The 13313-nt window shown below is 70.4% G+C and carries 13 protein-coding genes; 10 read left to right on the forward strand and 3 right to left on the reverse strand.

Annotation, left to right across the window (positions count from 1 at the left end; translation table 11 throughout):
• The 10 genes from K1T34_RS30135 to K1T34_RS30180 all read left to right on the forward strand — a co-directional run bounded on the left by K1T34_RS30135 (nucleotide 1) and on the right by K1T34_RS30180 (nucleotide 9699).
• A complete protein-coding gene (locus tag K1T34_RS30135) occupies nucleotides 1-861 on the forward strand; it encodes an ABC transporter permease (protein WP_220238142.1) in 861 nt (286 codons plus the stop codon).
• Nucleotides 858-2243, forward strand: a complete 1386-nt coding sequence (locus K1T34_RS30140) for an MCE family protein (protein ID WP_220238143.1) — start codon at nucleotides 858-860, stop codon at nucleotides 2241-2243. The genes K1T34_RS30135 and K1T34_RS30140 overlap by 4 nt, the downstream gene beginning before the upstream one ends.
• Nucleotides 2240-3277: an MCE family protein gene (locus tag K1T34_RS30145; protein ID WP_220238144.1), complete on the forward strand. Its 1038-nt coding sequence runs from the start codon at nucleotides 2240-2242 to the stop codon at nucleotides 3275-3277. Before K1T34_RS30140 ends, K1T34_RS30145 begins: the two co-directional genes overlap by 4 nt.
• Nucleotides 3274-4305 carry an MlaD family protein gene (locus K1T34_RS30150; protein ID WP_220238145.1) on the forward strand — a complete coding sequence of 344 codons (1032 nt, stop codon included), beginning with the start codon at nucleotides 3274-3276 and terminating at the stop codon, nucleotides 4303-4305. The genes K1T34_RS30145 and K1T34_RS30150 overlap by 4 nt, the downstream gene beginning before the upstream one ends.
• 34 nt (nucleotides 4306-4339) lie before the next feature.
• Nucleotides 4340-5536 carry an MCE family protein gene (locus K1T34_RS30155; protein WP_220238146.1) on the forward strand — a complete coding sequence of 399 codons (1197 nt, stop codon included), beginning with the start codon at nucleotides 4340-4342 and terminating at the stop codon, nucleotides 5534-5536.
• On the forward strand, nucleotides 5533-6711 hold the full coding sequence (locus K1T34_RS30160) for an MCE family protein (RefSeq protein WP_220238147.1): 1179 nt from the start codon (nucleotides 5533-5535) through the stop codon (nucleotides 6709-6711). Before K1T34_RS30155 ends, K1T34_RS30160 begins: the two co-directional genes overlap by 4 nt.
• Nucleotides 6708-7946, forward strand: coding sequence for an MCE family protein (locus tag K1T34_RS30165; protein ID WP_220238148.1), 1239 nt, complete (start codon nucleotides 6708-6710; stop codon nucleotides 7944-7946). Before K1T34_RS30160 ends, K1T34_RS30165 begins: the two co-directional genes overlap by 4 nt.
• Entirely contained in the window at nucleotides 7946-8434 is a 489-nt protein-coding gene (locus K1T34_RS30170) for a hypothetical protein (RefSeq protein WP_220238149.1), read from the forward strand. Before K1T34_RS30165 ends, K1T34_RS30170 begins: the two co-directional genes overlap by 1 nt.
• Nucleotides 8431-8913 (forward strand): hypothetical protein, encoded by a 483-nt coding sequence (locus K1T34_RS30175; protein ID WP_220238150.1) that lies wholly within the window; start codon nucleotides 8431-8433, stop codon nucleotides 8911-8913. Before K1T34_RS30170 ends, K1T34_RS30175 begins: the two co-directional genes overlap by 4 nt.
• A gap of 327 nt (nucleotides 8914-9240) precedes the next feature.
• Entirely contained in the window at nucleotides 9241-9699 is a 459-nt protein-coding gene (locus K1T34_RS30180) for a hypothetical protein (RefSeq protein ID WP_220238151.1), read from the forward strand.
• Nucleotides 9700-9771: 72 nt separating this feature from the next.
• Here the strand turns inward: K1T34_RS30180 and K1T34_RS30185 are convergent, their stop codons facing one another.
• From K1T34_RS30185 to K1T34_RS30195, 3 genes are read right to left on the reverse strand one after another with little or no spacing between them, the layout of a single operon-like run.
• Nucleotides 9772-10896 carry a GDSL-type esterase/lipase family protein gene (locus K1T34_RS30185; RefSeq protein WP_220238152.1) on the reverse strand — a complete coding sequence of 375 codons (1125 nt, stop codon included), beginning with the start codon at nucleotides 10894-10896 and terminating at the stop codon, nucleotides 9772-9774.
• Nucleotides 10897-10946: 50 nt separating this feature from the next.
• Nucleotides 10947-11792 (reverse strand): hypothetical protein, encoded by an 846-nt coding sequence (locus K1T34_RS30190; RefSeq protein WP_220238153.1) that lies wholly within the window; start codon nucleotides 11790-11792, stop codon nucleotides 10947-10949.
• A 4-nt stretch (nucleotides 11793-11796) separates the two neighbouring features.
• Nucleotides 11797-13299: an AAA family ATPase gene (locus K1T34_RS30195; protein WP_220238154.1), complete on the reverse strand. Its 1503-nt coding sequence runs from the start codon at nucleotides 13297-13299 to the stop codon at nucleotides 11797-11799.
• Nucleotides 13300-13313: the final 14 nt, after the last annotated feature.

The raw sequence follows: 13313 nt of genomic DNA on the forward strand, positions 1-13313 counted from the left end.
GTGACCGCCGAACCGATCGAGGCCCCCGCGCTGTCCGACCGGACGCTCGAGATCATCGCGCGCCCGGGCGCGAGCCTGGAAGGCCTCGGGCGCCAGCTGTCGTTCTACGGCCGCGCGCTCGCCTGGTCGCCGCGCACGATCCGCCGCTACGGCCACGAGACCCGGCGGCTGCTCACCGAAGTCTGCTTCGGCACGGGCGGGCTCGCGGTGATCGGCGGCACGCTCGGCGTGATGATCGGCATGACGCTGTTCACCGGGCTCATCGTGGGCCTGCAGGGCTACTCCGCGCTCAACCAGCTCGGCACCGCCGCGCTCACCGGGTTCATCTCCGCGTACTTCAACACCCGCGAGGTCGCGCCGCTCTCGGCCGGGCTCGCGCTGTCGGCGACCGTCGGCTGCGGCTTCACCGCACAGCTCGGCGCGATGCGGATCTCCGAGGAGATCGACGCGCTCGAGGTGATGGCCGTGCCGAGCATGCCCTACCTCGTGACCACGCGCGTGCTCGCCGGGGTGACCGCGGTGATCCCGCTGTACGCGATCGGCCTGCTTTCGTCCTACCTCGCGTCGCGCCAGATCACCATCTGGCTCTACGGCCAGTCGGCCGGCACCTACGACCACTACTTCACGCTGTTCTTGCCCCCTGAAGACGTGTTGTGGTCCTTCGCCAAGGTGATCGTGTTCAGCGTGATCGTGATCCTCTCCCATTGCTATTACGGCTATACCGCCGACGGCGGGCCGGCCGGCGTCGGCGTGGCGGTGGGCCGCGCGGTGCGCACGTCGATCGTGCTGATCTCGGTGCTCGACTTCTTCCTCAGTCTCGCGATCTGGGGCGCCAATACCACCGTGCGGATCTCCGGATGAGCACGCGGCGCGAAACGCTGAAGCGGCTCCGGTACCAGGTGCTGGGGCTGGTCTTCCTCGTCGTCGCGGCGCTGTTCTTCACGACCACGATCGCGATCTACAAGAAGGTCTTCACGCCCGTCACGCTGGTGAAGCTGGAGACCGACCACGTCGGCAGCCAGCTGCGCACGGGCGGCGACGTGAAGGTGCGCGGCCTGCTCGTGGGCGAGATCCGTTCGGTCACCGCGAAAGGCGACCACGCGGAGCTCGAGCTCGCGTTGCAGCCGGACAAGATCGACGAGATCCCGAGCAACGTCTCGGCGCGGCTGCTGCCCAAGACGCTCTTCGGCGAGCGCTACGTCGCGTTGCAACTGCCCGAAAAGCCCGCCGCGCACATCGAAGCCGGTGACCTGATCCCGCAGGACCGCAGCAGCACGGCGATCGAGCTGGAACAAGTACTCGACGACGTGATGCCGCTGCTGCAGGCCGTGCAGCCGGAGAAGCTCTCGAGCACACTCAGTGCCGTGTCGACCGCGCTCGACGGGCGCGGGAAGCAGCTCGGCCAGACACTCGTGAACCTCTCGGACTACCTCGGGCAGCTGAACCCGTCGTTGCCCGACCTCAAGGCCGACATCACGGGGCTGGCCGACGTTTCGGCCACCTACGACAAGGCCGCGCCCGATCTGCTCGACGCGTTGGCCGACCTCACCACGACGACTCAGACCATTGTGGAGAAACGCCAGGGACTGTCCGATGTGTACGCCTCGGTCTCGGCGGCTTCGGCCGACCTCACGAGCTTCCTGAACGTCAACAAGGACAACCTGATCCGGCTCACCACGGCTGTGCAGCCGACGCTCGACGTGCTCGCGAAGTACGCGCCCGAGTACCCCTGCCTGCTCAAGCAGCTCGCCGCGTCCGTACCCGAAGCGGAGCTGGCGTTCGGCAAGGGCACGGCCCACCCCGAGGTGAGCCGCGTGACGATCGAGTTCACCGCGAGCCGCGGCAAGTACCTGCCGGGCGTCGACGAGCCCAAGTACGACGACAAGCGCGGCCCCCGCTGTTACCCGCAGGTGCCGAAACCCGGGTACTGGCCGCAGTACCCGCCCGACGGCGCGGTCAAGGACGGCTCCACGAAGCCCACGCCGCCGCACAGCCCCGCCGAGTCGCTGCCCGGCGAGATCACCTCAGGCGCGATCACGTCGAACACCGTCGCCGGCCGTGGCCAGTCCGGCGGTGGTGGTGAATCGGGCGGCGCGCCTTCCGTCATCGGCTCGACCGACGAGGAGCAGCTGATCGACCTGCTGGCGTCGTCCGCCATGGGGACGACGCCGGACCAGGTGCCCGGCTGGGCCGGCCTGCTCGTCGGGCCGCTCTACCGCGGGGCGGAGGTGGAGCTCAAGTGAGGTCCTTCGTCCCCGCACTGGTGAAGATCTTGATCTTCGCCGCCGTCACGGTGTTGCTCACCGGCATCCTCGCGGCCACCATCGCGAACACGAACTTCGGCACCACGGCGGGGTTCGCCGCGAAGTTCACCGACGCGTCGGGCCTGCAGCCGGGCGACGACGTCCGCATTTCCGGCGTGAAGGTGGGGCAGGTCGACTCGATCGACGTGCAGCAGGGCGAGCAGAACTTCGCTGACGTGCGCTTCGCCGTCGACGCGCAGTACAAGCTGCCCGCGCTCACGACCGCGACGATCAAGTACCGCAACCTCGTCGGCCAGCGCTACCTCGCGCTCGGCACCGACGTCACCGGCGGCGGCACCCTCGCCAACGGCGCAACGATCCCGCCGGAGCGCACCAAACCCGCGCTGAACCTCACCGTGTTGTTCAACGGGTTCAAGCCGCTGTTCCAAGCGCTGGACCCCAAGGAGGTCAACCAGCTCTCGGCCGAGATCATCCAGGTGTTCCAGGGCGAGGGCGGGACGGTCACGAGCCTGCTGGCGCACACCGCGTCGATCACGACGTCGATCGCCGGCAAGGACCAGGTGATCGGGCAGGTCATCGACAACCTCAACCAGGTCCTGACCACCGTGAACTCGCGCGGCCCGCAGCTGGGTGACCTCATCGACCAGACGCAGCGGCTCGTGAGCGGCCTGGCCGAGCAGCGCAAGCCGATCGGCGACGCCGTGGGCGCGCTGGGCGAGCTGACCGAGACCACGTCGGGCCTGCTCGCCGACGCGCGCCCGGCGGTGAAGGACGACGTCAAGCAGCTCGGCACGCTGTCGAACAATCTCGCGGACTCCGACCAGTTGCTCGACCACCTGCTGCAGGTGCTGCCGGGCAACCTGGAGAAGTTCACGCGCACGCTTAGCTACGGCAGCTGGTTCAACTACTACCTCTGCGGGATCGAAGGCACGATCGGGATCTCGTCGCTGGACGTGACGCTGCCGATCGTGCCGCTGCCCGCCACCGAGCGCGCGCCGAGGTGTGGCCCGTGAAGCGGCTCAAGGAACGCAACCAAGCGGCGGTCGGCGGGGTGACGCTCGTGCTGATCCTGCTCGTGACCGCCGTGGCCTACTTCTCCGACAGCATCCCGATGTTCGGCAACGGCTCCACGTACTCCGCCTACTTCGGCGAAGCCGCCGGGCTCGCGCCGGACAACGAGGTGGAGGTCGCCGGCGTGAAGGTGGGCCAGGTGACGTCGGTCGAGCTGGCGCACAAGCAGGTGCTGGTGAAGTTCCGCGTGAAGGGCGTGCGCGTGGGCGACACGTCCACCGCGTCGATCGAGATCAAGACGCTGCTGGGGGAGAAGTACCTCGCGCTCGACCCGAAGGGCGGCGGTACGCAGAGCCCCGGCGACACGATCCCGCTGCAGCGCACGCGCACGCCGTTCCAGCTGCAGGACGCGTTCGACCAGCTGTCGACGACCGTCGGTGACATCGACACGAAGCAGCTCGCCGACAGCTTCACCGCGTTGTCGGACTCGCTGAAGGACAGCCCGCAGTACCTGAAGGACACGCTCTCGGGCTTGTCCGCGCTGTCGAAAACGGTGTCCTCGCGCGACGACGATCTGCACACGCTGCTGGCCGGCACGAGCACGATCTCCAAGACGCTCTCGGACCGCAACACCCAGCTGCAGCAGGTGATCAGCGACGGCAACCTGCTGCTGACCGAGCTGCAGAACCGCCGCGACCAGATCAGCGCGCTGCTCAAGGGCACGCAGCAGATCTCGCAGCAGCTCTCCGGGCTCGTCGCCGACAACCGGGCGCAGCTGAAGCCGACGCTCGACGCGCTGGGGAAGGTGACCGATGTGCTGCAGCGCAACCAGGGCAACCTCGATCGCGGCCTGGCACTGATGGCGCCGTTCGCGCGCGTCGGCGCCAACGCGACGGGTAACGGCCGCTGGTTCGAAGGCTACCTGTGCGGGCTGCTGCCGCCGACGATCACCGCGGGCGGGCTGTCGATCAACCCCGAGGGCTGCACCCCGCCCATCGCGGCGCCGAACCAGGGGGTGGGTGGCCGGTGACCACCGCCGACGTGCTTTCTCCCGCGGAGGCGGCATGACTATCGAAACGAAGACGCAGCGCAACTTGGTGACGTGGCTGGGTTTCGCCTGTGTGGCCGCGTTGCTGCTCACGGCGGGACTGTGGCTCGTATTCCGCACTGCCAACGGCACCACGCTCTCCGCGTACTTCGGCAAAACCGTCGGGCTCTACGCGGGTTCTTCCGTCCGAGTGCTCGGCGTGCCCGTCGGCGAGGTCACCGCCGTGACGCCGGACGGGCAGGCCGTGCGCGTGGACATGCGCGTGAACGACGACGTGCCGATCCCCGTGAACGTCGGCGCCGTCGTGGTCGCTCCGAGTCTCGTCAGCGACCGCTACGTGCAGCTGACGCCGGCCTACGACAGCGGCCCGACGCTCGCGAGCGGCGCCGTCCTCGCGCGCGACAAGACCGCCACGCCCGTGGAGCTCGACGACCTCTACGCGAGCCTCGACAAACTCTCCACCGCGCTCGGCCCCAACGGTGCCAACAAGAACGGCGCCCTGTCCGACGTCCTCGACACCGCGGCCGCCAACCTCAAGGGCAACGGCTCCGACCTCAACTCCACCGTCGGCCGCCTCGCCGACCTCGCGGGCACGCTCGACGACTCCAAGGACGACCTGTTCGCCACCGTCCAGAACTTGAACTCGTTCACGGACGCCCTCGCCCAAAGCGACGGCCAGCTCAACGAGTTCTACGAACGCGTCGCCGACGTCAGCGGGTTCCTCGCCGACGACTCGGCCGACGTCGGAGCCGCGCTGAACTCCCTGGCCTCCTCGCTCGGTGACGTGAAACAGTTCGTGGCCGACAACAAGGCCGGCCTGGAGTCCAATGTGGACAAACTGGCGTCGCTGACGGGTGTGCTCGTGGACCAGCGCGCCGCCCTCGCCGAGGTGCTCGACATCGCGCCCACCGGCGCCACGAACTTCATCAACTCCTACGACGCCGCGTCGGGCACCATCGCCGTGCGCGACAACCTCAACGAGATCACCAACCCGCCGATCCTCACCGTCTGCCGCATCCTCGCCGCGGGCACCCCGAAGGGCGTGCCCACCACGTTGACCGACATCTGCAAGCAGCTCGCGCCGGTGCTCGACGGCGCGCTCAAGCTGCCGACCGTGCCGCAGGTGCTCAACTCGCTGCAGAACGGCCAGCTGCCCCCGTTGCCGCTCCCGCTCGTCGACGTGATGACGCAGCTTTCCGGCGGTGGCAAGTGAAGCGGCGGCGCCTGGCCGGGGTGTTCGCCGGCGTGCTCGTGCTCGCCGGCTGCAGCGACGGCGGGTTCAACGGCCTGTACTCCACACCGCTGCCAGGCGGGCCCGATCTCGGCGACCACCCGTACCACGTGACGGCGCTGTTCACCGACGTGCTCGACCTCGTGCCACAGGCGAGCGTAAAGGTGGACGACGTGGCCGTGGGCCGGGTCGACAAGATCACCCTCACACCCGACACCCGCTCGGCGCTGGTTGCCATGACTGTCAACGGCGACGTGCAGCTGCCCGCCAACGCGCGCGCCGAGCTGCGGCAGTCGAGCCTGCTGGGGGAGAAGTTCGTGGAGCTGGGCCAGCCCACCGCGGAAAAACCCGCCGGTCACCTCGCCGACGGCGCGCAGATCCCGCTCGGGCGCACCAACCGCAACCCCGAGGTCGAGGAAGTGCTCGGCGCGCTTTCCTTGCTCCTCAACGGCGGCGGCCTCGGCCAGCTGCAGGACATCAGCCACGAGCTCAACGACGCGTTGTCCGGCAACGAACCCGAGATGCGCGCGCTGCTGTCGCGAGTGGACGATCTCGCGACGCAGCTCGACTCGCACAAGGGCGAGATCCTGCGCGCGATCGACGGGCTGGGCAAGCTCTCGCACACGCTCGCCGGACAGCAGCAGAACATCAAGACCGCGCTGGACAACCTGGCGCCGGGCCTGAAGATCGTGGCCGACCAGCGCGACCAGCTCGTGGGGATGCTGAACGCGCTCAACAAGCTTTCGGGCGTCGCGGTCGACACGGTGAACCGCAGCCGCGACCAGCTCGTCGCGAACCTCAAGGCGCTGCAGCCGACGTTGCAAAAGCTCGGCGAGGCGGGTCAGGACCTGCCCAACGCGTTGCAGATCCTGCTCACCTACCCGTTCCCGGACTACGCGGGCAACACGATCAAGGGCGACTACGCCAACGTCGACGCGACCGTGAACCTCGATCTCGACAAGCTGCTGCAGAACTTCACGAACACCTCGCAGCCGCCGATCCAGATCGCCGGGCTGACCTCGCAGCAGCCAGGATCGGCCACTCCGGAGCTGCCCCTGCCCTTGCCGACCACGGCGCCGCCGGCGAAGAACCAGGCCGGACCCGGCGGGCTGCTCGGCGGCCTCCTGGGCGGCCTGCTCGGGGGAGGTGCCGGATGACCTCGCGCAAGACGCGGATCCAGCTCATCGCGTTCGTGGTGATCGCCGTGGTGTCGGTGGTCTACGCGGGCGGCAAGTACGCGGGCCTCGACCGGCTTTTCGGCTCCCGTGGCTACCAGGTCACCTTGCAGCTGGCCGATTCCGGCGGCATCTTCGTCAACTCCGAGGTCGCCTACCGCGGCGTGACGGTCGGGCGCGTGTCGGCCATGACGCTCACCGGCCACGGCCTCGACGTGCACCTCGACCTCGACTCCGGCGGCCCGGACATCCCCGACGACCTCCACGCGCAGGTGGCGAACCGCTCGGCGGTGGGGGAGCAGTTCGTGGACCTGCTGCCCGACCGCGAGACGGGTCCGTACCTGCACGACGGCTCGGTGATCACGCAGGACCGCACGTCGCTGCCCGCGTCGCCCGACTCCGTGCTGTCGCATTTGGACGATCTCGTGGCGAGCGTGCACCCGGACTCGCTCAAGACCGTGGTCGACGAGACCTACGACGCGTTCGCCGGCACGGGCCCGCAGCTGCAGAAGCTGTTGGACAGCACGGGTTCGCTCACCGCCAAGGCCGCGCAGTACATCCCGCAGACGCGCGGGCTGCTGGCCAACTCGCGCACGGTGTTCGCCACGCAGGAGCGCCAGGCGCAGAACATCACCGACTTCGCGGGCGGGCTGAAGACGATCGCGGCGCAGCTCAAGTCGTCGGATCCCGACCTGCGCACGGTGATCGACCAGGCGCCGCAGCTGAGCCGCCAGATCAGCGACGTGCTCGCCACCTCGGGCACCGATCTCGGCGTGATCTTCGCGAACTCCCTGACCACCGCTCAGATCACGTCCGCACGCACCGACGCGATCGAGGAGCTGCTGGTCGCCTACCCGGTGATCTCGGCGTTCTCGCCGTCGACGTCACCGGACGGCACCGGGCACCTGGGCGTGGTGTTCAACTTCTTCGACCCGGCGTCGTGCACCAAGGGCTACGAGGGCACGAAACAGCGCCCGGCCAATGACACCACCGAGGCGCCGGTGAACGTGAACGCCTACTGCGCCGAGCCGCCGGGCAGCCCGGTCGAGGTCCGCGGTGCGCAGAACGCGCCGTATGCCGGGAAGCCGCCCGCGATCCCGGCCGCGCCGAAGGAATCGGCGCCGTCGGCCACTCCGGACGCGAACCAGTTGCCGGGTCTGCTCGGCCTGCTCACGCCGCCGGCCGGCGGCCTCGGGGCGCTGCTGGGCGGGTCGTGATGAAGGCGCGGCTGCTCGTGGTCGTGCCCGTGCTGGCCGTGCTGGCGGCCGCGTGGTTCGGCTGGTCGTGGTGGCGCGCGGCGCACGACGACGCCCTGGCGCGTGGCCGCGACCGCGACGCCGTGCTCGCCGCGGCGAGCACGGAACTGGTCGCCCTCAACACGATCGACTACCACACCGGCGGCGCCGACGTGGACCGCTGGATCGGTGCGACCACCGGGCAGTACGGGGCGAACCTCGCCGGCGACCGGCAGCTGCAGCTCGACCGCGCGACGAGCACCAAGACCGTCTCCACGGCGTCGCTGCTGCAGGCCGCGGTAACCGACCTCGACCCGGCTGCGGGGACGGCCCGGGTCATCGCCGTGCTCGACGTACGCGTGAGCACCGGTGGCGGCGCGGCCGTGCCGAAACAGGCGCGGCTGACCGTGGACTTCGCGCGCGACGGCGACACGTGGAAGGTCGGCGGCGTCCAGGCGGTGGGCTCGTGAAGCGCTGGTCGATCGCCGTGACCGTGGTGGCGCTCGCGTGCGCCGTGTGGTTCGCCGTGCAGGCCTCGGCGCTGCAGCCCCGCGATGACGACGCGTTGGTGGACCAGGCCACCACCACCCAGGTGCGCGACCAGGTGAGTGCCGGCGTGAAGGCGTTGTTCTCCTACGACTACGCCAACCTCGACCGTACCTCGCGGGCCGCCGCCGAACTGCTCACCGGCCCGGCCGTCGGCCAGTACCACGCGCAGTTCGCCACCGCGAGCAAACGCGCGACCGACGGCAAGCTGATCCGCACCACCGCCGTCCGCTCGGCGGGCGTCCGCACCCTCCACGGCGACGACGCGACCCTGCTGCTTTTCCTGGACCAGCAGACGATCCTGCCCGGCGGGGGAGCGCCGCAGTCTTCGGTCGCGCAGCTGGCCGTGACCGCGCACCGCGTCGACGGGTCGTGGAAGATCACCGGCCTCGACCCGCTGTAAGTCCCTTCGTCCGCGGGCGAATTCGGCGCGTTCGCCGGGAATGTTCCGACCGGCTGACCGTGTATCGCACCAGTCACACGAAAGCCGAGTCGTCTTTGTTCACCGCAGTGACCCGATTCACCCTGGTATGTCCACAGTGGACGACTTGATGTGATGTGTGCCGCTGCAAGGGGTTCCGGTCGAACCGGGAACCGGGGCGCTACGTGGTTCCGGGTGGGGGAGTCGCGAAGGAGAAGGGTGGAAACCGTGAAAAACCTCAGGATTCTAGCGATCGCGGGCACCGCGGCGGCGGCGATGGCCGGACTGGCCGCGTGCGGGAGCGGCAGCATGGCCGCCTCGGCGCCCCCGCCGGCCGGCGCTCAAGCGCCAGCCTCCTCGGCGGCCGCGCCCGCGACCGTGGGCGAGGCGAACACCTCACTCGGGACGGTTCTCACGAACGCCAAGGGGTTCACGCTCTACACGTTCGACGAAGACAAGCCCGGCATGTCCGCGTGCACCGACAGTGGGTGCAAGTCGCTCTGGCCGCCGATCACCGGCCCGGCGCAGCCCGCGAACGGCGTGAGCCTGCCCGGGCAGCTCGCCACGTTCACCCGCTCCGACGGTATCCAGCAGGAGACCTTCAACGGGAAGCCCGTCTATACCTACGCCCAGGACAGCGCCCCCGGGCAGACGAAGGGTGACGGCGTGCTGGGCACCTGGCACGCGCTCGTGGTCACCCCGGGCGGGGCCGCGCCGGCGACCACGTCGAACGGCACGGGCACGGCCGGCGGGGTATCCGGCTACTGATCGCTCACCGGGGGCCTGGCTCGGCCCGGCGTGCGTCGTGCCGAGCCAGGCGGGTCCCCGCTCCGGCCCGCTCTAAGCGAACGGGCCGCCTGAGCCGAACACCAGGTGCGCGAAGCGTTCGCCGACGCGCCGGTGGGTCTCGGAGTCCGGGTGCAGGGCGTCGGGCAGGGGCAGCTCCGCGAAGTCCTGCTCGCCGTACAGGGTCAGGCCGTCGAGCAGGTGCAGGTTCGGGTCGTCGCCGCGCTGCGCGACGACCCGCGCGAGTTCTTCCCGGATGACCTTCAGCGTCAGCTTGCCCGGGCCGGGTTCGCCGGTCGCGCGGAAGCGGACCACGCCGTCGGCCTCGAAGACCGGGGCGCCGGGGCCGGGGGTGTCCTCGTGGATCGGGCACAGCAGCGGTGAGACGACCAGCAGCGGTGTGGTGGGGTGGCCGGCGCGGATCGTGTCGAGGAACCCGTGCACGGCGGGGCCGAACGCGCGCAGCCGCATGAGGTCGGCGTTGACGACGTTGATGCCGAGCTTCACGCTCACGACGTCGGCCGGGGTGTCGCGCATGACCTGCGCGGTGAACGGATCCAGCAGCGCGCTGCCGCCGAAGCCCAGGTTGGTCAGCTCCACGCCCGCGTGCCTCGCGGCCACCGCCGGCCACGTCGTGGTGGGGCTCGCCGCGCCCGACCCCTGGCTGATGGAGCTGCCGTGGTGCAGCCACCGCAGCCGGCCGTCGGGGTTCGCCGCGCTGGCCGGCGCATCGGTCCGCAGCTCGACGAGCGTGGTGAGCTCGTTGTGCGGCAACCAGATCTCGACGTCCTTGGTCCGCGCGGGCAGGCCGGCGAACCACACCGTGCCCGGCTCGCCGCGCCGCACCTCGGTGCCGCCGGTCGTCATGTCGACGAGGAGCTCGTCCCCGCCGCCCACCGTCCCCGCGCCGGCGGGAGCGCCGTCCACGAACAGCTCGTACACCCCGTCGGGCCGCGCTGCCGCGCCGACGTAGGACACCTTGGTGCGCACCGCGTCCAGCTCCAAGACGGTCGCCGCGGTCCGGAACACCAGCCGCACCCCGGAGGGCTGCGCCTCCACCATGGCCAGCTGCGCGTCGCCGCGTGCCCTGGCCCACGCGGGCAACCGGTGCGGCACGAGGCCACGCTCGGTGCGCTCGAGTTCCAGGGCGCCGCGGACGACATCGGGCAAGTCGATCATGTGCACGAGCCTCAGTCTGACCGCCGCGGCCGCGGTGCGCACGGTGTTTTTCAGTGCTGGATCAACCCCAGCTCCCCGAACAGCCCCTTCGCCCAGTCCAGCGCCGTCGGCAGGTCGTCCCACTGGCGGTCCTGCTCGGTGAGGTACGGGAACACGTACGGATCCGTCACCTCGGCCGGCAGGTCGTCCGGCCGGCAGTCGCAGGCGATGCCGAAGTTGTGGTCGTTGACGGTCTGCGCGACCGCCGCCGGTTGCGCGTCCCAGACGCCGAGCCAGAGGCGGCGCAGCATCGCGGGGTGGGCGACGCCGAAGATCAGGCGGCCGACGTCGAGAGGTTCTCCGGCCGAGATCACCCGGGCGACCGCGTGCGTGCGCAGCTTCTCGCGGGCAATGGTGAACATTCCGGTGAAACCGGACCAGACCTCGACACTGTGGCCCGCGTCGATGATCGCCGCGCACAGGGTCACCAGCGCCAGGCCGCGGTTGATGATCACGTCGTGGGCGATGCGGTTGGAGTAGGCGGCCGGGATGAGGAAGGTGACGACCTTGCCGCGGCGGGAGATCTGGCGGGGGACGGCGTCGACCATGCACTCGGGCACCCCGGAGAGGTAGGCGCCGATGTCGACCTCGCTGCCGGTGACGTCCCACGACGGTTGCAGCTCGGTCACCTGGTGGCCGAGGCCCGCGCCGGCACGGAGCTCGTCGACGGTGATGCCGGCTTCCTCCAGGGCGACCGGCCAGCCGTCGACGGCCAGCCGCAGAGCCTCCTCCCACGTCGCGCCCGGCCAGTCGGTGCCGGTCTCCCGGCTGCCCGGCGCGTCGATCGTGGGCGGTGCGGTCGCGCTCTCGACGAACTCGTGCCACGACAGCATCGGGGGCAGGTGGCTCGGCAGCACGGCGTCAGTCCAGCCCGAGCGCCGCGCGGTGGGCGTCGGACAGCCCGCGGATCACGCGCCACTGCATGACCTGTTCCACGGTGGCGCCGGCTTCCAGCAGCTTCGCGCCGTCGATGCTGGCGCGCGGCGAGAGGATCACCGGGAGCTTCTTGGCCAGCGCGGTCGCGCGCAGCTCGCGGATCGACGCCACCAGCTCCTCCACCTCGTCCGGGTGCGAAGGCGCGTGCCGCAGCGCGATCCGTTCCTCCAGCCCTTCGTCGATGGGCACGTCGAGGACCACGAACCGGTCCAGCGTGGCCGAATCGAGCGTCTGGCGGCCGACGTACTGGCGGTCGCCGCCGGTGCCGTAGGTGTTGCCGGTGGCCACGAGCCGGAAGTCGGCGTGCGCGGTGACCATGCGGTCGGCGAAGGCGCACACGCCCAGCGCGAGCGCCTGGTTGAGCTCGGCCAGCAGGCCGGGGTGGCCGTTGTCGAGCTCGTCGAGCAGCATCACGCCACCGTGCTCGAACGCACGGCGGAACGGTGTGTCGTGGTAGTGGCCGTTGGCGTCGTAATAGCCGAACACCTTGCTCATCGGGGTGGTCGGGCCCAGCGAAAGCGCCTGCAACTGCAGGCCCAGCGCCTGCGCCGCGTGCTTGGCCAGCATGGACTTGCCGGTGCCCGCAGGACCGACGAGCAGCACGTGGCAGCGCGCGTGCAGCGCGACCAGCACCTCCGGCAGCACGGAGTGGGTGTCCTCGGCCAGCTCGATCGGCTTGCCCTGGGGCAGCACCACCGACACCACGGTCGGCGAATACCGGGCGAGCTCCTTCTCGGCCGCCGCCTGCACGGCCGAGCGGACGCGGGCAAGGGCCACGGCCGACACGCGCTCGACGAGGTCGGGTTTGGCCTGCCGCGCCACCTCGGCCACGGCCTTCTCGATCGTGCCGGACAGCGCGGCCGTCGCTTCGTGCAGCAGGTGCTCGCGGGCCTCGCCGAGATCGGGCGTGGCTTTCGCGATGGCCTCGCGGGCGAGGTCCGGCAGCACCGTGCGCCGGAGCTGATCGGCGAGCGTGGTCCGCAGCTCGGCGGTGGCCTGCGCCACGGCTTCGCCCACGGTGTGGGCGGTCTGCTCGCGCAGGGCTTCGGCTACCTCCGGTGTGGCTGCGGACACCAGCTTCGCGCGGATGGACTCGACGTCGGGCGTCGCTGCCTGCACCGCGCGCTCGGCCAGCTCCGGGAGCAGCCGCGCCGACGTGGTCTCCACCGCTTCGGCCGCCGATGCGCGCAGCGTGTCCCGCAGCGCGAGCTCCACCGACGCCTGGGCCTCGGCCAGGTCCGGCGTCGCGTCGGCGACCGCGGCCCGCGCGAGCGGCGGCAGCAGTCCCTCGGCGTGACGGCGGATCGTCTCGGGCAGACGCGCGTGCACCTCGCGGTCGATGCCCCAGTACATCGCGGCCTGGGTGAACATCGACCGCGCCACGGCCTCGGAGATCTGGGCGATCTCGGCTTTCTGGCTGTCCCGCACTGCCTCTCCCCGCT

The sequence above is a fragment of the Amycolatopsis sp. DSM 110486 genome, from assembly GCF_019468465.1.
Taxonomy (GTDB): Bacteria; Actinomycetota; Actinomycetes; order Mycobacteriales; family Pseudonocardiaceae; genus Amycolatopsis.